This is a genomic window from Arthrobacter sp. zg-Y916 (assembly GCF_020907385.1).
Lineage (GTDB): Bacteria > Actinomycetota > Actinomycetes > Actinomycetales > Micrococcaceae > Arthrobacter_B > Arthrobacter_B caoxuetaonis.
On sequence record NZ_JAJJOD010000001.1, the window covers coordinates 737,518 to 756,424 of the forward strand.

Genomic DNA, 18,907 nt, shown 5'->3' on the forward strand with positions numbered 1-18,907 from the left:
GGAATGCCCGAAACGAAGGGATATGGTGCGCCCATCCATACTCAGTTTTTTGCAGACCAAATCAAGTTGAGTAGGATGCCGCGCGCGCATATGCCTGAGATTCCGCCAGATAGTGAAGTCAGGAAGGGGGAACGTACTCACTTTTGGGTTGTCAGTTTCAGGGCGAGGTTCCGCCGATCTCTGAGCGACGGATTCGGTGGCACACATCAGCGCTTCTCCCCTCGCTGCCGGAGGGATCGCTGGCACCCGGTGCCCTTCCACTTAGCAACAAGGGAAGCCGTCCACCGGGTGCCAGCGAACAGACCATAGGCCACAACGGACAGCCCACAGGCGACCGCGACCCAACGACCCATGCCAAGCCAGAAATGACCGTCGACGTCGGTGGCCCACTGCACCCCGGTGAATACTCCGGCGATGGCCATCCAGAGTCCGGCGACAACCGTTGCCACCGGCAGGAGTGTCAGGCACATGGCGCCAGCTGCCGACCAGAGCTGACGATTGGTCAGTTTGGCCGTGGCTGCCATGATCTGCTCAGCACGTTCGTTCGCACCGGCGAGATGGGCAGTGACGGCCCGGGCAGCTTCACCCGTGATTTGCTGGACTGCCTCTCCGATCTGCCGGCCGGCCAGCTGCTCAACTTGCTGAAGAGCCACACCTGCACGACGGACCAGAATCCTGTTCTCGTCGGCCTGGACCCGGAGCTTTTCAATCGCCGAAACCACGATCAGGCGATTCTTCTGGGATTCCTGAATCAATCTCTGCGATGCGGTGCTGAGTTTTTCCCCATCGAGACTGCGGGAGAAGTCGGTGAACGTCTTCTCGATCTCGCCCAACCTGTTGCCAATAATCGTGATCTGCTGGATCTCGCTGCCGGAGGGCGGTGAGGTTGACGGCAGGAGCTTCTGCAGTTCGTCCTTGATCGTCTCCTCCAGGTCGATCTGGAGATACGTCCTCAAACCGTTCACGGCTTTCGTCTGCGCGTTTATCGCTGCGATGACCTCGGCGTTTGACGGCTCCGAGGGGGTCGACGGTGTCGAGTTCTGCTGCTCCCGACGGAGCTGGTCCGCGAGTCCCATGGGTAACACCTTTCTGCTGGTTCTGCTGGTGGATGCCGAAGATGGCAGCTGCCCCTTCGGCGGTGAACTCCGGTGTAAGGGCCGAAGCTTTCTTGCGGCCGAGCTTGTTGTTATCGGAACGGCGCATCTTGTAGCTCCACCCGTCGCGATGGGTGACGGCGAGCGTGATGCCGTGCTCTGCGAGCACCCGTTCGTATGCCTGCTGATCCACGGAGCGGGAATCGGAGAGCGCCATGTAGACCTTGTCGCCGAGGCTCTGTTCGAACCCGCCGGATGTGAAGGCTTCACGGCGGAGCTCCCAGTCGGGCTTGGGCTGCTCGGGGTCGGGGAGCACACGCAGCCCCTCGTCGCGCATAAGGTCGTCGTTCAGCTGACGAAGCCCGTGTTTCCAGCTGGTATATCGCTGCAGAGACTTGCCCGTGAGGTTGTCGTGGTTGGCCACGAGGATGTGCGCGTGACCGTGATGACCTGCTGAGTCCGCGTGTACGACGATGAGGTAGTCAGCGGAATGCATTCGCCCAATGAGGACGACCGCTACGTCCCGGATACGCTCGAGGTCGTCCGGGTCAGTGACATCGAACTCGTCGGGAGAGAACGCGAGGACGTAGGACTGGAGCTCGACCTTGCGGCCATGCACAGCAGCCAGCATCTCGGTTCGCTCGATGAACGCCGCCGGCGAGGCACTGTGGTCGCCGGCTACAGAGATTGCGAACGCCGCGGCACGGGTCTGACCGGTCGTGATGAGTTCGGCACGGCGCTCTTTCGAGTTCCCGTAAAGGACGTAGTTCACTGCACCTGCGGCATCCCGGGAAGACCGGACGTTGATCGTGCTCATGACGTGGTCCGATCCCCGAGCGACTCACGTACATTATCGACAGCGCCCTGCACCTGGCGGAGTAGTCCGTCGTCCAGCGCGGACACCTCTCCAGAGTGGACGGCCCGGAGGGCTTGATTGAGGTTCTGACCGACCTTGCGAAGCTGATCCACCGCTGTCGCAAGTTCCGGCGAAGGCGCCGCCGGCGCCGCCAGATGCATCCGTGAGATCTGATCCCTGCGGGCGTCCAAAGAGTCAAGAAGGACCCCGCGCGCCCACGTACTCGGCTTGACGCCGAGCACGCGGGCACGGAGGCGGATTGCTTCGCGCTCCGCCTCCGTGAGCCGTACATCCAACGAGACCCGCCGGCGCTCACGGGTGGTCTCGCTGGATGCACGGCTGTGCTTACGCGGGAGGGACAAAGGATGCAGGCCAGCAGGGTATTTGTCGGACATTTCGCTGGCGCTCAAGTCTTCCAAATACCGCTGGCCCTCGTCCTCGTTCGCTGCGCTCATTGCGGGCGAGGGGGAGAGAGATTCGCCGTTAGGGTCAGTGTGAGCCAGTACCGTCGGCTCAGAGGACTCCTTCTTTATGCGTTCGCGTAGCCGTTCAACATAAAGATAGGCGTCCATACGTACCCCAGAAGGGCTGCTGAGATCGTCCGGGGACATCATGAACCACCGCCCAGGATGGCAGCCAGACGGTCACGCTGGGCCTGGCTCAGAGGGGGAGCAGCTGCCACGATGCGGTCGATGGCGGCATCGATCTCAGGCGAGAAAACCTTGATAGGGGTGTACGGCCTGGAAACAAGTTCTGCGCTTGTTCCCTTAAGGGCAGTTGTTTTTGGGTCCAAAACGGCGGTAGCCATAGTTCTCCTGCAGTAAGTTCTGCAGGAAGAGAGCCTCGTGCGCCATCTCAGGCGATCAAAACGAGGAGAGCAACCAGTCGGGAATTTTCCCTAACCCTTGAGCTTGTATTCGGGCTACCTTTGTCCGACATTTACCCTAAAGCACTGAGGGGCTAGTTGGCAATTGATCCCTCCAAGTGATTGTGAGCGAATCAGTGTCGAATTTCTTGACGCCCCGTGGGTGGGAGAAAAGATGAACTTCTCCTAGGACAGCGATCGTGCTCCGGCGTAGCCCAAGGTCAGCAGCGTCGAAAGTTCCAACCGGGTCTGAAGCAGTGAGGACCGTATGAGCTGAACTGGAGACGGTCAGTGCCAGGCGTTCTACCTCCAAAGTGTCTATCGCAGCATTTTCCCTGTCTCTAATGCGTTTGAGATCAAAACCCTCGATAAGCTCTTGATCGTAATCCCGTTGCGCCCTTCGGATCTTCGCGCGGTGCTCATTGATCTGCTCTTTCAGCTCTCTCAGGCGCGGTCCGTCTGCAGAGGGCAGCAGATCGAGAAGTTCTGGGACCGCCAGCCGCCGTCGGACGGTTTCAATGACAAAGTCGTCGACCTGCTCTCGGGAGCGCATGACGTGGCCTTCGCAGCGGTACCGCTGTCCATGTGTCTTTACGGGCTTGTCGCAGATCCCGCAGCGGTACAGACCGGAGCCGAGGTGTTTCCTGTCGGTGCCAACCCGATTCGTGACGCGGGCCGGGTCGTCGAGCCGGTCTTGGACCGCCTCCCACAAATTGACGTCAACAATGCGGTCCCAGGAGCCACGGACCGGCTCACCGTCTTCGTTAAGCAGTATTTGGGCGCGCCATGATCGTCGACGATCACCGTTGGCGAGGACGTCCTTCGGCGTGTAGGTGCTGTATCCGGCATATCGTGGATTGCGCAGAATGCCTAAGACAGTCGACGGCGTCCACGGGCGGTCGTCTGGAACGGGGCGCGGTTCCAGCCCTTCTTCGACGCGGCGCAAATTGCGTTCAATCATGAGAGTCCGGTTATGCCGGGGGAGGGCCGGGGTGTCGGCAAGATTGTTTCCCTGCCCAGACAACGCTGCTGCAATCGCCCGGAGGGATGCCCCTGAGGAGAATGCGGCATAGATCTTCCTTACGGCTTCTGCTTCGCGGTCCACCACCTCGCCGTTTGTGGCATAGCCAACCGGGCGGACTCCCTTCGGAGGTCTCCCTTGCTCGGCCCGCTGGCGTTGCGCCCGCGATTGCCGTTCCGCCTTCACTTCGATCTCGTTGCGGGCAATTGCCGAGAACATATCGGCCGACAAGCGCCCTGCCGCCGTCGTGCAGTCAATGTCGGAGCCCTTGGCGAATGTCAGCAGAACATGGTGGCGCTGGGCTGCCTCGATGATCCGGACACCATCTGCACGATTGCGTTCGAGCCGGGGCCACTCCTGCGCCACGACCACGTCGATGAGCCCAGACTCAACGTCCTTGAGGAGCCTCTCGAAGGCAGGTCGCTTCTTGTGGCCTTTGCCGGAGACGTCGTTGTCCTCGTAGACGTCGACGACCGACCAACGACGGGCCGCGATGAGTGCTTGAGCGTCCTCACGATGCCGGTCCACGCCTAGACGCGTGTTCTCCCGGTCCTGGGAGATACGCAGATAAATCGCCGCACGGCGTTGTTCGGAACTCATGGAACCACGCTACTCGGCGGCTGAACTGGCATAAGTCGTGTTATGCAGGGAGACATGCCAACAACGAGTCGCTCTGAGGGCATTCTGCGGACAGGCATCAATCGGTCTCCCTGCTGTCCCTAGCTTCCCTAAGCGACGCCATGAGACGCGCAGCGTTCCTGGGTGAACTGAGCAGGTAACTCGTCTCCACCAGAGCGTCGTATTCATTCTTTGCCATCAAAATGCCGGAACCGTCCTCCGAGACAATCTCAACGGCAGAGTGGTCTCGGTTTACACGCTCGATGAGGTAGCCAAGGTTGCGACTGGCCTCGTCGGCAGGGATGGTCATCACAAGTCTTCCCTTTCTTTCAAACGAACTATATTTCCCAAAATTGACCCAGCAGGGACTTCATCGAGTTCAACAGTCGATGGCGAGGATCCCCGTCTCGCTACCGGGATTATCCGGAGCTGGCGAACCCGGGTCAGTCACTCGGTGTGACCAAACTGCGGATCTGGTGGTCCTTGTACGCAGTGAGCACTCCGATGAAGAACGCATTCCGGTTATCACCTGTCCACGGGCGTGCCAGGCTCATAATCCGTCGCATGTGCTCCTTTCGGAAGCGCATCGGGCGTGTCGAATGGGGGCCTGAGCTGTCTGGCTTCTTCGGGAGCATCGGTGCCCGACCGAAGATATCGTTGACCGGAAGGGTACTGTTCTCCGGCGCGAAGATCCCGCCGAACTGTTCTTTGGAAGCCGCCCAGCTGATCGCGTTCAGGACAATGTCGGGGTAAGAGAGGAGGGAACTGTCATGGAAGTCGCGCAGCCACTGGTTCAAGTCCTTGGGCAGGTACAGGGTGACGTTCCCCGAATGCTCCTCCTCGGTGGGCATGGTGGTTACCGAGGCGACCTTGGACGCTGCAGCACTCACAGGCACAGCCACGGATTGTGTATGGGAGTCCTCCCCTGAGGTCCAGGGCGCCGTCGCAGCAGCGGGCTTTGCCGGATCTTCAGCGGGAGATGGTTCATGGGGGAGTCCTTTCCGATTGCCGGTCGGATCCGAGCTGACGGTATCCTTCTGGAACTGCCGTGACCGGTGCTTCGATTCGATGACAAGCGGGACCTTCCGGCCAGCCATGCGCTTCAATGCCGGCAGGCTTTCGAGGCCCAGTTGAGCGTCCAGTAACAGCTTGGACCTGGCCGCCAGGACTTTGCGGGCTCTGGTATTCGTTACGTATCCATGTCCATACCGGCTGTATTTCGTGAACTGAGTCATGAGCTTTCTCTCGCTGCTTGCGGGGTGCGGTGCTTGGGCGTGGCCCGGCCTGGTCACGGAGTCAGAGTCCTCCATCTCTGGTGAGAGGTTTGGAGTCCTGCATGGAGTTCAAGCCATGGGCGGCAGCGGCATGGCCGCCAATTGTTCAACTGCCGGAGATGTATGGCGGTTCAGCTCTTTGTCGAGGGAACCCTTCAATCGTGCCGCCAGGATCTCCCTTCCGAGCAGTATCCGGTCGGAAGGGTCTACGAATGGATCTGCTTCAGGGTGCCCGTTGGCTATGGAAGCCTGATCAGAAAGCCCTTGGCTGGAAAGGGACGCTTTCTTCTGGTGGTCCTCAAGTAAGCGGGTGATTTCCTCGTCGTCCATCCCCGTGAGGGATGCTTTCCAGACGGTATCCAGTATGGCCTTTTCGGCCGGACTGCCGTCGTTGCTCGTGGCGAGGGTTTCCAGCATGACCATCCCATAAAAGTACTTCTTATGGCCTGGAGAAGTTACCGCTTCCAGCGCCCACTGAGCTCGTGACCACCACAGGTCCGAAGCCGCACCGTCCCATCGCCAACGCGGAAGCCGCCACTTCTTCCCCTTAGCGGCCGGCTCCAAGATGCTATGTTGAATCCTCAGGTTCAGTGATGAGACTGTGGCGAACACCAGAGCTGCTATCAGCAAGGTGAACGAGGCCAATGTAACGGCATCAGGTAACCACCAAGGATCCGGCGGCGCCAGGCCTTCAAGGCCCTGAGCGATTCTCTCTGCAATCTCCTGAACCTCCTGATCAGTCAAGAGAGTTCCTCCTCGTAAAGGGGCTCGACGTCAGAAACAGATGTACTAAGAATTCCTTTCACTCAAAGACTCTAATACGCCAAATCCGTAGATGAATGCTTCCTCGAACCACGTTAAGCACAAGAGATATATAGAAAAATGCAATAACCTACTCAAATATCAGCGAAAATTAGCGTGCACTGATCCCTCAAAAAAGTGTTCTGGTGTGGCGGGGAACAAACCTACTGCTCGAAGCAGCTTGGTTGCCCCCGTTGCCTTTTTCGTGACCCGGTTCCTGTTGCAGGATATGGGTGTGTTGGCCGGTCGGTTCCGACATGGTTTTTGCCCCCAGTTACCGATGATCCGAGGGGTGTTGCCATCGGAACCGACTTGGCGGCCGGTTGATCGCTGATAGAGGCACGATGACGGGACCTTCGTAACGTGGATGCGGTTCCTGCCGTCCTGACCAGCCTCAGCACGAGCTACCGGGGGTAATCATGATTCTGGAGCAAGAGAGCAACGATATCTTCCTTGGCCTGGACGTCGGTGGAACTGGCTACCACGCCGTGGCTCTGAACAGGGCAGGGAAGAAGCTTTACGATGAGGCCTGCCGCAGGACGAAAACCAAAACTTCGGGACGTCCTCTCCAACCTCGCCGGCCACGGGAAGGTCCTGGTCGTCGTGGATCAGCCGGCAACCATCGGTGCCCTGCCCGTCGCAGTAGCCCAAGCCACCGAAGCTGCCGTGGGCTACCTGCCGGGCCTGGCGATGCGGAGGATCGCGGACCTTCACCCGGGTAAGGCAAAAACCGATGCCCGGGACGCGGCCATCATCGCCGAAGCCGCCCGGTCCATGCCGCATACGCTGCGGTCGGTGGAACTGGACGATGAAACCCTGGCCGAGCTCGGCGTGCTCTGCGGTTTCGATGATGACCTCGCCGCTCAGATCACCGCCACCTCAAACCGGATCCGCGGACTGCTCACCCAGATCCATCCCGCCCTGGAGCGGGCACTGGGCCCGCACCTGGACCACCCGGCGGTGGCAGACCTGATCACCCGGTATCCAACCCCACAGGCGTTGAAGACCGCAGGCCGCGGACACGTCAGAGCCCGGTTGAAGAAACACGCACCAAGGGCTGCCGATCGCCTCACCGAAGCTATTTTCAACGCACTCGGTGAACAGACGGTCGTGGTCGTGGGCACCGGCGCGGCCGGCATCGTGCTGCCCAAGCTTGCCGAGCAGCTCCTGGCGCTGCGCCGGCAACGAGACGAGATCGCCTCCCAGGTCGAGGCTCTCGTGGAGGCCCACCCTCTTCACGAGGTCCTGACCTCGATGCCCGGCATCGGCGTCAGGACCTGCGCACGAATCCTCACCGAAGTCACCGGCAAACACTTCGCCTCCGCCGCCCATTTGGCCTCCTACGCCGGAATCGCACCGGTCACCCGCCGCTCCGGAACCTCCATACGCGGTGAGCATCCGAGCCGGCGCGGTAACAAGAAACTCAAACGAGCCCTGTTCCTCTCAGCCTTCGCCGCCCTGCATCATCCACCGTCCAGGGCGTACTACGACCGCAAACGCTCCGAAGGTAAACGCCACAACCAAGCATTCATTGCCCTCGCCCTGCGCCATTCTGATGTCCTCTTCGCCATGCTCCGCGACGGAACCCTCTATGAAGATTCAGCGGCCAAGAATCTTCCTTCAGCAGCTTGACCAAAACCATACAGGCACCCCCCATGAGGCCCAGACTTGCTCGGACCGCACGCCGGCGCCTCTGCGATCTGGTTCCTCCACGAACGGTCAAATCACCCGAGCGGCCAAATCCGATAATGTAAATAAGAACCTCGTTCATTTATCTACGGTGTCTACACTTCCATGAGCCTCGGCAAAGTTTTTGGATAAAAGTTGGCGCTGGACTATTTACTCTTTGTTGGCAAGTGAATGGGCTCAGCGGCACCTGCCAACCCTGGCAGTCCTATCTAGGGGGATACGTGATAAACAGGTCAATTCGGCGTGCCTTCACAACGGTCGCAGCGTCCGCACTTCTGCTTGTCGGAGTCGGACTTGCGCCGGCAACAGCTAAAGAGTCTCCACTGCAAAACGCATCTGAAACTACAGTCGACATGGAATTTATCGGCTTTGACGCAGAGGTGGCCAAGCAGAACGGTTACGACATTCGCACCGACGACCGGGGGGTGAAGTACTCGATTCCGGCAACAGAGCCCAAGGGCTCAATGAAGGGTGCGTTCTACCTGCCAAATGAGGCTCCGGCATCAGGCGACGTGAGCATTATGGATACCGTCGACGGCAACTGCGGGACAGCCACCCTTACCGGGGCGGGTAAGAGCTTCTTCACGGCGTACTCCATAAAGCCGTGGTTCGGTGCGGCGTTTAAGCACACGTGGCGGGTCGCAGTGTCATCATCGTCGGGTTACCAGGTCTACAACCTTGACGGGCTCGCACCCTTAATCGGCAACTGGTCTACCAGCCGTTCCATCTCATTCGCTGGCAAGCCCTACAACGGGTGGGTCTCAACTGGCTCTGTCACTACCAGAATTGGTGCCGTCTGCGGTTCCATGACTCCTGGGGATCTCTGGTACTCGTAACTCTTTGCATCTTCTAAGGCCCGATCGCACTGAGTACCTGCGATCGGGCCTTGGGCATGGGTCTAACCTTTTACTAACAATATGTCGGGTGCAATGCTGGACGTCCTATACCCGTCTCGGTCCGGCACGGAAGCGAAGGAGACACTATGTGGGGAGCAAGGCTGAAGCGGCGGATTGAATGGCCAAAAGACATGACTATCAGGATTGACGACCACGCGCAGAACCTGAAGATGCTGCTCTTCATCCGCCAGGCTTGGAAGGTCGCCCAGGATGTGGAAATTCCCGAACTCAGTCCTGTGCCTGAGACGGGTTCGTCGAAGATCCCGGAATCACCGAGCCGTGCAGTCTGGGATGCCCGCTGGAAGCAGCAATGGGACCGCAGCTGGTCCTGGTTCAACGTAAGCAAGGTCCAAGAAGCGCCTCTCTCACAGAACGAGATGCAGAACGCCTCCAGCCCCGGGCAGGACCTGCATCCGATCGTGCCACCTTTCTGGCCCGTGGAATACGGTGAAGATGGGGTGGACCTGGTGGCATTCAACACCTGGGATAGGCAGACGATGCCGAATTTCCCATCTCACGCCGAGCAGGACAGCCTTTCGGCGCTCATTGATGCATGGCAAGACGGGCTCACGACGATCGTCGTGCTGCCTTACTCCGGCTACTTCGCACATCGCTTCAGCAGCAGCCACCTGGTCGTTTCAGCTGAAACAAGAAATGACCAGAAACTCTATACAGAGGCGCTTCAAACCAGCCGCTGAGATCAGGCTTCTGGAGGGGGCCGCGGACCAGCGCGTCGTCCCTGAAGCTCCGCCGCATTCGGGCAGGTGAACCGTGCACAGGTGCGCTAGCTGTGTTGACCCGAGAGGTTAGGTACACGGCTGGCCGATGGTTGGCCTCGGCTCCGGCCCTGTTCCTTCGACCCCTTGAATTCGGCCAATTCCATCCTCGCCGGTTCGTTGAACGCTCCGGCACAACGGGCTAACAGGCTCGATGGGTAGAGTGGGTGCGTGCGGACAACGCCGCGATGGAAAGGTTCTTCGCGCTGCTGCAAAAGAACGTCTTGGATCGTCAGCGGAGGGGCACCCGGCAGGAACTCCGGGTGGCCATCACAACCTGAATCGAAAGGACTTACCACCGCCGGGCGACGGCGAAGACGGCTGGGAAAACTCAGGCCCATCGAATATAAAACAATCAACCGGACCGCGCTCATAGCGGCCTAAGACCCCAAGTCAACAAATGCCGGTGTAGTCCTATGCTTTGCGTCGGACTCTTCGTCAGGGCCGCTCCGGAACGGCAATCTTTCCCTACTGTGAGTCGATAGTCTGATTCTCCAAGCTGCGCGTCGGTATCGAAGGAGTGGAATGTCCTGTGACACACAGCGACGAGGCGTATGAAGGTGAACGTGAGTCCGGCAACGAGCGCGATCCTCAGGACGTCGAAGGGGATCCCCAAAACTTGGCCGACCACGACGACCAGCGCCTTATGGGAACTCGGCTGGGTTGTGCTGCGGCACTCAAGAGCGCTGACCATGAGGCGGTCAGCGACGAGGTCGGGTTTACTCTCGATGGCCTCGGTGCGATGTGCGCCGGTCACACTCGCTCCGCTCAGGCGATGTTTACCGTCACGCTGGATACCCTGATCTACCGCTTCTATCCCGACCGAAACGGTAGAAAGCGTCATTACCAATCGCAAGAAAGGCGCGGGCGTTCCAGAAGCTATCGATGAGATGGGCGTCCGGGCCGCACTTGTTTGGCTGCCAGTTTGGAACGCACACGAGGGGTTTTGGAAGCACAGGGGAGACAAAGTGCCCCACTACTACTCGCGTCACGCGAGTGTCCATGGTGTCTCTTCACGGCAGTTCAGCAAGCGGAACTGCGTCCAGGTGCTTATGCTCGTGACGAGCCTAATCACTTATGCGGATCGGATTGCGCGCGAAGCGGCGTAGTCACCACAGCTCCGTTCTGGCATCGAGGATTCCTTCTCACAAAAATGCGCGGTGCAACACAGGTTGTTCGGTTACGGAACGTGGTGGAGTTCCGCTTCAACGTCTGAATCGGCCTGTTTCCGCAGGTCAGAGCGTTGCGAGGTCTGGTTAGTCCGCATTTAGTCCGCAAAAAGTTGAGGACGATGTGTCAGAAAAGTGCCCTGACAGCGACCTCACGTGGTCGCGGGGACGGCCCAGTCGGGGAGAGTTGCGGTCGCGATGATCGAGCGCAACTGAGTGCACTTGGCTGTCGTCGATGAGGCCTTGGCCGGTGTGGCTCGATCGCGGGGGTATGACGCACCCGAAATCGCACTCCGCACGGGCAGGCCGGCTCGAGTGGCCAACCGGCGCCATCTGGCGATACGTGACTCGCGGCGCGTCAATGTAAGTTGACTCTGCTGGAAAAGTCAACTAATGTTGACCGCATGACCGATGTTGATCTTGCCTGCATCATTGAGAACACCGATCCCCTTCAAGCGTTGCGCGAAGCAACCGCGCTGCGCCGCCGACTGGAAGGACACGAAGAGGTCCTGGTCCACCGTGCCCGCGTGTCTGGGACCACGTGGGCGCAGATTGCCGAGGCGCTCGGCGTCTCGAAGCAAGCCGTCCACAAGAAGTACGGGGGCCGGCACCTGTTCGGCCGCACGGAGGCATGACGATGATCAACTCGCTCCTTGACGATCTGTCAGGACGAACAGCGCAACGACTCGGCGCTGGACAGCGTGGTGTCGTGGTGGTGGGTGCGCTGCACGGCAGGCAGTCCGCAGTGCACGGCGCAGATCCCGGCACGCAGTTCGAGATCGGTTCCATCACCAAGACGTTCACCGCGCTCGCCTTGGCCCAGCTCGCCGTGCGCGGCGTCGTGGGGCTGGACCAACCCCTGAGCGACCTCCTACCTAGTGACATCACGGCCCCCCAGCGCGGCGGCGAGGTCATCAGGCTGAGGCACCTGGCCTCCCACACTTCTGGGTTACCAAGGCTTCCCAAGGGGACCCTGCCACGGGGCCTGTTGCGAGCAGACCCCTACGCCGGATGCACCGGCGAGCTCCTGATGGACGGGTTGCGGCGCACCCGTTTGCGATCGGTGCCCGGCACCCGCTTCTGCTACTCCAACCTCGGCGCCGGCTTGCTCGGATTCGCCCTGGCACGCCACACAGAGACCGACTACGACTCGCTCGTCCAGGCCGAGATCTGCCGGCATCTGGGCATGACAGACACCCGCGTGGTCCTCGATCTCGAAGGTGCAGCCCGGTTGGCCCCCGGTCACTCCCGCACGGGACGACCACGCCCACCGTGGCACCTGGCCGCCCTCGCCGGTGCCGGCGGCCTTCACTCGACGGTTCCCGACCTGCTCAGGTTCGCGCGGGCCCACCTCGGCCCCGCCCCCGAAGAACTCGCCGAAGCGATCGCTCTCAACCGCACGACCGCGCACCGCATCAACGCACGAGCTGCGATCCATCCCGGCTGGATCGCAGCCAACCTGCCCCGCACCCAGCATCGAGTCATGTTCCACAGTGGCGGCACGGGTGGATATCGCAGCCTGCTGGCTATAGCCCCCGAACACGGCGCCGCAGTCGTGATCCTCAACGCCAACAACCGACCCGTGGATCGTCCCGGCCTCAAGCTGCTCGGGCAGATCATCGACTCCGGACCCGGATTCGGGTCCGATCCCGTCCCGTCCGCCGCCTGACCGACCTGACGTGGGTAGAGAGCTCGGCGAAGTAGCGACCGGTCGCAGTCGGCGGAGTCAGCCAACGGATCCCGCGCATTCACGTGCTCCCGCCCTGCGGCGCACGACTCCGGATGCAACGGATGATCGCCTCAACTAACCGACGCCGATCGTGGGCGGCCGGGGTCAAGCGCAGCCATTTGCACGAGCAAGATCGCCCACAAGTCGACCGGATCTCGGCACGCAAGCGCACCGTCAGCGCATGGTCGAGCGGAGCCCGATGTACGGCACGGTCGGGCGGAACCACTAGGCGGCGGCATACAGGCAACAAAGTCGTGCGGCGGTGCATCTCATGAGGATGATGTCGGGTCGGGCAGGAACGTGTGTCCTCGTGCTATTCGTCAGCGGCGTAGCGCTCAGCGCGTGCAATACGAATGGCAACGAGCAAGAAGAAGCACCGCAACCCCCGCCTCGCACTCCGTCCCCTGCGAACTCCGATGCGGCCGATCGCACCGCGACACCGCGCGCGGTCCCCGCCGCAGTTCCCAGGCTCACCCAGTGTCGCGACGTAGTCGCCCCTACTGGCGGGTTCGGCGAGGGCGACTTCGCCATCAACCCCAGTGAAGGCACCGTCGCCATCCACTTCAGTGACACGCGTGACGGCCGGTACAGGAATGTCGAGTACGTCGTTGACTACCTCACCGACCTGACTTGCCGCACGGAGCCAGAGGTGGCTGCACTGCTCGACCGCCTAAACCCTCCGGGATGGCGTGCCCATCCCTGACGAGCAACATCTGGAGCCCGCAGGACGGACCACAAACGGCTCGACTCCCGCACGACACCGCACGCGCAGCGGCAGATGAGTGTGTTTCCTCTGTAGCCTCGCCGCGTGCAACATGACGCGGTCTGGGCTCGGCGGACGCAACGAGAACTGCGCGACCTGTTGAACCAGTGGGACCCGATCGGCGTGTTCGACCCGGACGATGAGGACGACGGCTCGGGGCCGGTGGATGAGTACGACTGCATCCGCGATCCGCTGATCTCACACCTTCTCCGCGGCGACACTCGGTACGAGATCGCAGGTTTCCTCCGCGACGAACTGACGGATCACCTTGGCCTGGAGCCTTGGCTCGTCACCACCAACGTCATCGACCGAATCTTTGATTGGTGGGAGTCGGTCAAGTAGCGGCATCCGTCCGCTCGTCGGCATGAGAGGTCGACCGTGGAGCCTCGGCGGTCGTCCTCCTCGACTCGGATCTGCGCTGGGGTGGTTGCAGATCCCGTGCAGGTCCGCAGAATGGAGCGGTGCAAGGCAGGGAGCAGCGGCGGGAGCTGCGATCGACTGTCGCGGTCGGCGACGGCCAGGCGCTGGTTGCCCTTCTCCAGGGGACGCCGTGGCCCGAGAACGTGCTGCAGTTGATCGGCGACGGGCTCGGCGCTGCGCTGGCTGGTCGCGTCACAGGTGCCGAGGAGGTCGCTCGCCGGTGCGTGGCGTTGTTGGGTGACCGCGGATGGGAAGGCGACGAGGAGCTCGCGAACGCCCTGGAGTCGCGTCTGCTGTCGGGGCCAATTCGGTTGCTGTGGGCGATACCGGTAGACCTCGATCAGCTCGCAGGCGTGCTCGAGGGCGACCCCGTCGACGGCGGCGGTCGGGTTGATCTCCGCACGGGGGAGGTGTGGCCGCAGCCCGCGATCGAGTATGCGGTCGAGGTTGGCGAGGAGGACGAAGACGACGAAGAGCGTTGGCTCTGGGTGGCGAACCAGGGCTCGCGAACTGCGTATCGAGATATGGAGCTGTTCATCGATACCGTGAGCGACTCGTTCGTCATCGACTCGCTCAGCCGCGCCCTCATCGGACGAGGCTCCTTTCGGCGCTTTAAGGACGAGCTGTCCCGATGGCCGGAACTGCTGGATCAGTGGCTCGCGTACTCCGAGGAGCGACACCTCGGCCGGGCACGGTCGTGGCTGGCCGGCGAGCGCTACACCGTCGCCGTGGCAGCCGCCCGGCCGGGCGGCTAGTTCAACCCGCCGCCGTCGGCTTCCAGTCTGTCCAAATCCGCGTCCGCGTCCCCCGGCGGCCCCCCAGATTGAAATTGGGTACCCAATGTCAACGCTGCCAACCGTGATTGCCGCTCACCAACAGGTCCGATCCACACTGGTGCAAGCCGCTCGTATTGAGAAGGTCGTGGCTCGGTCCGACACGATTGTTCTTCGCCTGTCGAATCGGGTGATGGCAGGTGCGTTGCCCCCGAATTGCCCCAGTTAGAACCAAGGACTACCAACTACGGCCAACGTCGTGAAGCGCATAGCCCCAGGTCAGGCCGCTAGTGCCAACGGTCTCCGCCTACCGCCGTTCACGGGGGACAGGTTCCGCTTCAACGTCTCGGTTTCAAACGGTTGCTTGAGGGGCCCGGGATGCTGATCGCATCCCGGGCCTTCCTCCTACCCGAGACCCATGGCATCCGATCGCAGGGAGGGTTACCCTGTTGCCGGTGGCCCCGCCACCGAATGCGCTTCCACGTGAAGACCACGTGAATCATCGCGGAGAGGCCTGGTTCCCCAGGACACGTCCCGATGGAGTGCGGCGCACTGATGCGCCAGCTTCATTGCACCGACGCCGCGGCGTCGGCTGACGAAAGGACGCGAGATGTCATCGAAAGACGAGAAGAACCTGGCCCAGGTCGTGGACAAGATCGCGGGTATGGATGAGCCGCAGTGCGGGCTGATGCAGCGGGTGCATGACGTCATCATGGACGCGGCCCCGGGTCTCAAACCACGTATCTGGTACGGCATGCCCGCGTATGCCGCGTCTGCCGGATCCCCGGCGCTGCTCACCCTGCGCAATGATGAACGCCTGAACCTGGCGGTCACCGAAAAGGCGCAGTTCCGCCCCGCCGGCGGCCCGGACGGCACGCTTATGCCTGCCGCCTGGTATTTCGAAACCATCGACGCCGAAACGGAAAAGCGCATCGCTGAGATCGTCCGGTCAGTTCTCGACTGAGCAGGGTCCCGCCCTCCGCCGGCGTCGTTACGGCACGGAGCGCCGTCGGCGGTGGGCTGGCCGCTGGAGAAGCTGGGTTTCCACGGGAGGGTCAGAGACCTAGAATCGCTCCATGGGCTCCCTGACATTCAGCTACAACGTCACCCTGGACGGCTGTGTCGACCATCAGGAGGGGATCGCTGACGACCAGACCCACACGCATTACACCCGGCTTCTGGACGAGTCCGGTGCCATGCTCTGGGGGCGCACCACATACGAGTTGATGGAGAGCTACTGGCCGCTGGTCGCCCGCGGAGAGGTGGAGGCGCCAGAAGCGATCCGCGAGTGGGCAGTCACCCTGGAAGACAAACCCAAGTACGTAGTGTCCGCGACGCGCAGCGATTTCCCGTGGAACAACAGCCACCGCCTCGAAGGCGACCTGCGCACCGCGGTGCAGGATCTCAAGGACCAGACGCCCGACGGCGTTCTCCTCGGCAGCGGCAAGCTCGCGTCAGCCCTGGACCAGCTGGACCTTATTGATGAGTACAGGTTCCTGGTACACCCCATGATCACCGGGCATGGCCCCACCCTGTATCAGGATCTTCTTTCCAGCACACGCCGTCTGGACCTAATCTCCGCCGACCCAATGAGCAACGGTGCAATCTCCGTGCACTACCGCCGGGCTGACTGAGCTGCCACCCGGCCACAGCGGACCGGAACGCCCACTCGTCGGACGGCACGTCCCGGATCAGGTTCCGCCCCGCCATCTGACGTCGCGGAACCGACGCTGTGAGGATAGGCGACGTGGAACAACCGGCGCCGGCACTATCAGCCTCTAGTCGTTCCACCTCGACGCGCTGCCGCCGCACTACCGCAACTCACCGCCGTCGGAGAGATGCTGCGGCCGCTGAAAGCGCCCGGCCTGTGTGGCCCGGATCTTCCCCAGGGCTAAGAACCTGCGTCCTCTTTCCCCGCACGCGTCCACAGCAGGTACGCCTCGGCCAGCTGGGCCGGTACACCGGGTGCTGCTCCGCGGATCGGGGAGACCTGCGGCCGGGTGATCGTCGCGACGGCGACGATCACGTCCAGTGCGGTGAGGGATTCGCGGACGGCACCGCGGGTCTTGAGCTCGGCCAGCACACCGTTCAGGGCCTCCACAGCGGGCTGCTGGACCTGCGCCAGGGGAGTGGCTTCCAAGGTGTGGGCCGATCCGGCCTGCAGCGCGAGCCCGTCCGTGAGGGCACCCAGCTCCATAGCCGTCAGGCTGGACAGCAGGTCCTCCCACGCCGCAGCGGGATCAGTTTCCACGACGCTTCGAACCTGATCCACCGCCTGGATGATCTGTTCCACCATGTCCTGCACCACAGCCCGGACAAGGTCATCGCGGGACGGGAAGTTGCGGTACAGGGTGGCAATGCCGACGCCGCTGGCCGCGGCCACAGCTTCCAGCGCGACGTCGCCGCCCCGCTGGGCAAAAACGTGTTTGGCGTGCGTGATGATGTTCTGCCTCCGGCGTGCAGCGTCAGCCCTCATCCGAACTCCTTAGATTTGACCTTCAGTCTAAACCGGAGGAATATCGTCCGGTGAAAGCGGAGGAAGTTCCTCCGCTAAGAAGGAAGTTCCATGACCACCTCCACCCGGGAAACCGGAAGCCACCGCAAGCACGCAGCCATCTGGGCCGGACTGACCGTCGGACTCTCGCTAATCCTGCTGGCGCTCCTGATGCTCTTCATCTCGCCCTCGCTTCTTTCCGGACCGCGTGATCTGGGCCTGGGCATCGTTGGAACACAGGAAGATTCGGACAGGGTCTCCGCGGCTTTGGATGCACAGCAGCCCGGTGCCTTCGTGCTTCAGCCGTACCAGAGTGCCGCTGACCTGCAGCAGGGAGTCCGGGACCGGGAGATTGTGGGCGGGTTGGACTTCTCCGATCCCGGGGATCTGCAGGTCTACGTGGCGAGCGCCGGATCAACCGCAGTCTCCGCCACCGTCAGCAGTGCCGGCGCCACGATGGCCGGCAGCATGGGACAGACAGCAGATGTCATTGATGTTGTCCCGCTTCCCTCCGGGGACCCCACGGGCGTGGGTATTGGCGGCCTGGCCTTCCCTCTGGTCTTCGGCGGCATAGTGCCGGCCGTGGCATTCCGGTCCATGCTGGCCGGGAAGCGCTGGTGGATTTTCGCCGGGCTCACCGGCTTTTCGGTGGCCGGCGGGTTCGTGGTCGCCGCGGTCCTGAAGTACCTGTTCGGCAGTATCGAAGGACCCCTGGTTCCAGTCGCCGCCAGCGTCGCTCTCGGTATCGCGGCACTGGCGCTGCCGCTTGCCGGACTCAACGAATGTTTCGGCACCAAGGGCTTCACCATTGCCGCCATGTCCATGATGTTTGTCGGCAACCCGTTTGCCGGGATCGCGACCGGTGCCCAGTGGCTCCCCGCCGGGGTAGCCATGATCGGCCAGCTTCTGCCGCCCGGTGCCGCCGGCACCCTGGTGCGTGCCGTGGCCTATTTCGACGGCGCCGGGGGAGGGGCCGCTGCGCTGACCCTGGGCGTATGGGTCCTCATGGGGGTCGTGTTGTGGTTCGCCGGCCCGCGCATCAAGGATGCAAAGACCGGGAACGCAGCCGTGCTCCAGCAGGCCTGATCCGTTTTCGCTCCGGTTTGGGACCGCCCTTCCACTTTGGGTCTTTCCTGCGCGGCGCCGCGCAGGAAAGACCCAAACCGGCAGGCGTGTCCCAAACCGCAGGAGAATGCCTCCTGTGCGTCCCGAAAGGGAGCGAAGTCCCAAACCGCAAGGAGAATGCCTGCACCAGGAGCTAGGCCCGCCGGCTCCGTCGCAGCTCGTGCCAGGCAGCGGCTCCCAGTCCCAGCGACCACAAGCTCCAGAGCTTCTCTGGACGGGACGGGGAGATCGCATTAGTTACCGTCCCCAGAACTGCGACGCCGGTGCAGGCCAGATACACGGCACGCTTCAGGCCCGGGGGAGTGCGGCGGACACAAAGAGCAGCAGCGCCCGCCGCATAGACCAGTGCCGCAGCACCGCTGGCCAGACGCACCCGGTCCGGCAGCCGCGCGTCGTACTTGCCTCCGTAGGAGACCCTGCCCCAGGGTGCTCCCGCAGCTAAACCAGCTTGAAAGGCTGACTGTATTCCCAGCAGGGCCGGGGTAATCCACTTCGTCTCCACGCCGCTATCGAACCAGTGCGGCGGGACGGTGACAAGCAGGGA

20 protein-coding genes and 2 pseudogenes are annotated in these 18,907 nt (G+C 62.0%); 12 read left to right on the forward strand and 10 right to left on the reverse strand.

Annotated elements, in window-relative coordinates; all coding sequences use genetic code 11:
* Positions 1-206 precede the first annotated feature (206 nt).
* The 8 genes from LOC59_RS03565 to LOC59_RS03595 all read right to left on the reverse strand — a co-directional run bounded on the left by LOC59_RS03565 (position 207) and on the right by LOC59_RS03595 (position 6,472).
* Positions 207-722, reverse strand: coding sequence for a hypothetical protein (locus tag LOC59_RS03565; protein WP_229970624.1), 516 nt, complete (start codon positions 720-722; stop codon positions 207-209).
* On the reverse strand, positions 706-1,911 hold the full coding sequence (locus LOC59_RS03570) for a relaxase/mobilization nuclease domain-containing protein (RefSeq protein WP_229970626.1): 1,206 nt from the start codon (positions 1,909-1,911) through the stop codon (positions 706-708). The genes LOC59_RS03565 and LOC59_RS03570 overlap by 17 nt, the downstream gene beginning before the upstream one ends.
* Positions 1,908-2,564, reverse strand: coding sequence for a plasmid mobilization protein (locus LOC59_RS16840; protein WP_442860562.1), 657 nt, complete (start codon positions 2,562-2,564; stop codon positions 1,908-1,910). Before LOC59_RS16840 ends, LOC59_RS03570 begins: the two co-directional genes overlap by 4 nt.
* Positions 2,561-2,758 (reverse strand): hypothetical protein, encoded by a 198-nt coding sequence (locus tag LOC59_RS03575; protein WP_229970628.1) that lies wholly within the window; start codon positions 2,756-2,758, stop codon positions 2,561-2,563. Before LOC59_RS03575 ends, LOC59_RS16840 begins: the two co-directional genes overlap by 4 nt.
* Before the next feature lie 136 nt (positions 2,759-2,894).
* Entirely contained in the window at positions 2,895-4,436 is a 1,542-nt protein-coding gene (locus LOC59_RS03580) for a recombinase family protein (protein ID WP_229970630.1), read from the reverse strand.
* A gap of 97 nt (positions 4,437-4,533) precedes the next feature.
* On the reverse strand, positions 4,534-4,764 hold the full coding sequence (locus LOC59_RS03585; RefSeq protein ID WP_229970632.1) for a type II toxin-antitoxin system Phd/YefM family antitoxin: 231 nt from the start codon (positions 4,762-4,764) through the stop codon (positions 4,534-4,536).
* A 133-nt stretch (positions 4,765-4,897) separates the two neighbouring features.
* Complete coding sequence (locus LOC59_RS03590; protein WP_229970634.1) at positions 4,898-5,344, reverse strand: hypothetical protein; 447 nt, start codon at positions 5,342-5,344, stop codon at positions 4,898-4,900.
* A 453-nt stretch (positions 5,345-5,797) separates the two neighbouring features.
* Complete coding sequence (locus LOC59_RS03595; RefSeq protein WP_229970636.1) at positions 5,798-6,472, reverse strand: hypothetical protein; 675 nt, start codon at positions 6,470-6,472, stop codon at positions 5,798-5,800.
* Positions 6,473-6,948: 476 nt separating this feature from the next.
* Here LOC59_RS03595 and LOC59_RS03600 point away from each other — a divergent pair.
* The 11 genes and pseudogenes from LOC59_RS03600 (at position 6,949) to LOC59_RS03650 (ending at position 16,378) form a co-directional block, all read left to right on the forward strand.
* Positions 6,949-8,161: pseudogene (locus LOC59_RS03600) on the forward strand (IS110 family transposase).
* A gap of 410 nt (positions 8,162-8,571) precedes the next feature.
* Entirely contained in the window at positions 8,572-9,054 is a 483-nt protein-coding gene (locus LOC59_RS03605; protein WP_229970637.1) for a hypothetical protein, read from the forward strand.
* Positions 9,055-9,245: 191 nt separating this feature from the next.
* Positions 9,246-9,812 carry a hypothetical protein gene (locus LOC59_RS03610; RefSeq protein WP_229970639.1) on the forward strand — a complete coding sequence of 189 codons (567 nt, stop codon included), beginning with the start codon at positions 9,246-9,248 and terminating at the stop codon, positions 9,810-9,812.
* A gap of 176 nt (positions 9,813-9,988) precedes the next feature.
* A pseudogene (locus LOC59_RS03615) lies at positions 9,989-10,274 on the forward strand (integrase core domain-containing protein); the annotation flags it as partial.
* Positions 10,275-10,422: 148 nt separating this feature from the next.
* A complete protein-coding gene (locus LOC59_RS03620) occupies positions 10,423-10,779 on the forward strand; it encodes a hypothetical protein (RefSeq protein WP_229970641.1) in 357 nt (118 codons plus the stop codon).
* Positions 10,780-11,463: 684 nt separating this feature from the next.
* Positions 11,464-11,694, forward strand: coding sequence for a hypothetical protein (locus LOC59_RS03625; RefSeq protein ID WP_227894391.1), 231 nt, complete (start codon positions 11,464-11,466; stop codon positions 11,692-11,694).
* Entirely contained in the window at positions 11,691-12,728 is a 1,038-nt protein-coding gene (locus tag LOC59_RS03630; protein ID WP_227915468.1) for a serine hydrolase domain-containing protein, read from the forward strand. The genes LOC59_RS03625 and LOC59_RS03630 overlap by 4 nt, the downstream gene beginning before the upstream one ends.
* Positions 12,729-13,596: 868 nt before the next feature.
* Positions 13,597-13,893, forward strand: coding sequence for a hypothetical protein (locus tag LOC59_RS03635; RefSeq protein WP_227915467.1), 297 nt, complete (start codon positions 13,597-13,599; stop codon positions 13,891-13,893).
* 119 nt (positions 13,894-14,012) lie between these two features.
* A complete protein-coding gene (locus LOC59_RS16735) occupies positions 14,013-14,726 on the forward strand; it encodes a UPF0158 family protein (RefSeq protein WP_227915466.1) in 714 nt (237 codons plus the stop codon).
* A 628-nt stretch (positions 14,727-15,354) separates the two neighbouring features.
* Complete coding sequence (locus tag LOC59_RS03645; RefSeq protein WP_227894395.1) at positions 15,355-15,708, forward strand: DUF1801 domain-containing protein; 354 nt, start codon at positions 15,355-15,357, stop codon at positions 15,706-15,708.
* Positions 15,709-15,820: 112 nt separating this feature from the next.
* Positions 15,821-16,378, forward strand: coding sequence for a dihydrofolate reductase family protein (locus LOC59_RS03650; protein ID WP_227894396.1), 558 nt, complete (start codon positions 15,821-15,823; stop codon positions 16,376-16,378).
* 257 nt (positions 16,379-16,635) lie between these two features.
* Here LOC59_RS03650 and LOC59_RS03655 read toward each other — a convergent pair whose 3' ends face one another.
* Complete coding sequence (locus tag LOC59_RS03655; protein ID WP_227915465.1) at positions 16,636-17,220, reverse strand: TetR/AcrR family transcriptional regulator; 585 nt, start codon at positions 17,218-17,220, stop codon at positions 16,636-16,638.
* Positions 17,221-17,310: 90 nt separating this feature from the next.
* Between LOC59_RS03655 and LOC59_RS03660 the strand changes: the two genes are divergently transcribed.
* Positions 17,311-18,324 carry a hypothetical protein gene (locus tag LOC59_RS03660; protein WP_229970643.1) on the forward strand — a complete coding sequence of 338 codons (1,014 nt, stop codon included), beginning with the start codon at positions 17,311-17,313 and terminating at the stop codon, positions 18,322-18,324.
* A 172-nt stretch (positions 18,325-18,496) separates the two neighbouring features.
* Here the strand turns inward: LOC59_RS03660 and LOC59_RS03665 are convergent, their stop codons facing one another.
* Entirely contained in the window at positions 18,497-18,865 is a 369-nt protein-coding gene (locus LOC59_RS03665) for a hypothetical protein (RefSeq protein WP_227915463.1), read from the reverse strand.
* Positions 18,866-18,907: the final 42 nt, after the last annotated feature.

Coding starts and splice junctions, on each gene's coding strand:
- LOC59_RS03630 (WP_227915468.1), top strand. CDS start 11,691: ATGACGATGATCAACTCGCTCCTTGACGATCTGTCAGGACGAACAGCG.
- LOC59_RS16840 (WP_442860562.1), bottom strand. CDS start 2,564: ATGATGTCCCCGGACGATCTCAGCAGCCCTTCTGGGGTACGTATGGAC.
- LOC59_RS03650 (WP_227894396.1), top strand. CDS start 15,821: ATGGGCTCCCTGACATTCAGCTACAACGTCACCCTGGACGGCTGTGTC.
- LOC59_RS03655 (WP_227915465.1), bottom strand. CDS start 17,220: ATGAGGGCTGACGCTGCACGCCGGAGGCAGAACATCATCACGCACGCC.
- LOC59_RS03645 (WP_227894395.1), top strand. CDS start 15,355: ATGTCATCGAAAGACGAGAAGAACCTGGCCCAGGTCGTGGACAAGATC.
- LOC59_RS03570 (WP_229970626.1), bottom strand. CDS start 1,911: ATGAGCACGATCAACGTCCGGTCTTCCCGGGATGCCGCAGGTGCAGTG.
- LOC59_RS03660 (WP_229970643.1), top strand. CDS start 17,311: ATGACCACCTCCACCCGGGAAACCGGAAGCCACCGCAAGCACGCAGCC.
- LOC59_RS03580 (WP_229970630.1), bottom strand. CDS start 4,436: ATGAGTTCCGAACAACGCCGTGCGGCGATTTATCTGCGTATCTCCCAG.
- LOC59_RS03575 (WP_229970628.1), bottom strand. CDS start 2,758: ATGGCTACCGCCGTTTTGGACCCAAAAACAACTGCCCTTAAGGGAACA.
- LOC59_RS03625 (WP_227894391.1), top strand. CDS start 11,464: ATGACCGATGTTGATCTTGCCTGCATCATTGAGAACACCGATCCCCTT.
- LOC59_RS03610 (WP_229970639.1), top strand. CDS start 9,246: ATGACTATCAGGATTGACGACCACGCGCAGAACCTGAAGATGCTGCTC.
- LOC59_RS03605 (WP_229970637.1), top strand. CDS start 8,572: ATGGAATTTATCGGCTTTGACGCAGAGGTGGCCAAGCAGAACGGTTAC.
- LOC59_RS03585 (WP_229970632.1), bottom strand. CDS start 4,764: ATGACCATCCCTGCCGACGAGGCCAGTCGCAACCTTGGCTACCTCATC.